The organism is Candidatus Hydrogenedentota bacterium, assembly GCA_016791475.1.
GTDB lineage: Bacteria > Hydrogenedentota > Hydrogenedentia > Hydrogenedentales > JAEUWI01 > JAEUWI01.
Genome location: JAEUWI010000128.1, coordinates 1 through 901 on the forward strand (window position 1 = coordinate 1; position 901 = coordinate 901).

The following is a 901-nucleotide window of genomic DNA, read 5'->3' on the forward strand; positions in this document are numbered from 1 at the left end:
TCGCTTGCGTCCATTTCGAGAAATTCCGACAGGATGACCATGTTATCGTTCCAGGTATCGCGCGGCGCCTGGCGGAAATGTTTGCGGAAACGCCCTTCTGTGATGGCAAAATCGGCAAAGGTCATGTCCACGTCCATCGTTTTTTCACGGCCGTTTTCCATGTACTTGAGGGTGTAGGTCGGCCACATGCGATCTATTGCGGGGTTACCGCTCAGATCGAAACATTCCTCCGCCTTCACGCCCTTGTCCGGGTTGTATTTGAAGATCGGATAAGCGCGGGATTCCATCGCCAATTTGGCCTGGTGCGTGCCCAGATCGTCGGCCACGCCGTGTTCGGGCTGGCAGGTAGTGTAGAGGTTGAACAGGGCCGGACGTTTGGTCATCAGACCGTCAATGAAGCCCTCAATCATCTGGCTGGTGTTGGCCAGCGTGCCTTGCAACACATAAGTATTGCGGTGCGCCATGGCGATGAGGCCGATTTCCTTGCGCGGCTCCGACTTGCCCTGAATGGCCTTGCCGTACTGCGCCATGTCGGACACCTGCCCGATGAAACCGGAGGTACATGCCTGGCCGCCGGTGTTGGAATACACCTGCGTGTCCACGATGAGCACTTTGATCGGCTTGCCCGATGCCATCATGCGCGAAAGATTCTGGAAACCAATGTCGTACATCGAGCCGTCGCCACCCACGGCCACTACCGGCGGACACAGATGCCACTCTTCTTCGGTAAACTGATGCCAGTTGAAGAAGGTGAAAAACTCCCTGTTTTTGGCCGCATCGTACTCGCCTTTCAGTTCGAGTTCTGCCTTGCGGATGGCTGCAAAACCCTCGGCCATTTTCGACATGTGCCCCTCAAAGATGCCCATTGCCAGCGAGGTGGAATCCTGGAACAAGTGGTTCG

1 protein-coding gene is annotated in these 901 nt (G+C 56.0%); it reads right to left on the reverse strand.

The features are described 5' to 3' along the window. A partial coding sequence (locus JNK74_28225; protein ID MBL7650075.1) for a pyruvate ferredoxin oxidoreductase occupies positions 1-901 on the reverse strand: 901 nt, incomplete at both ends.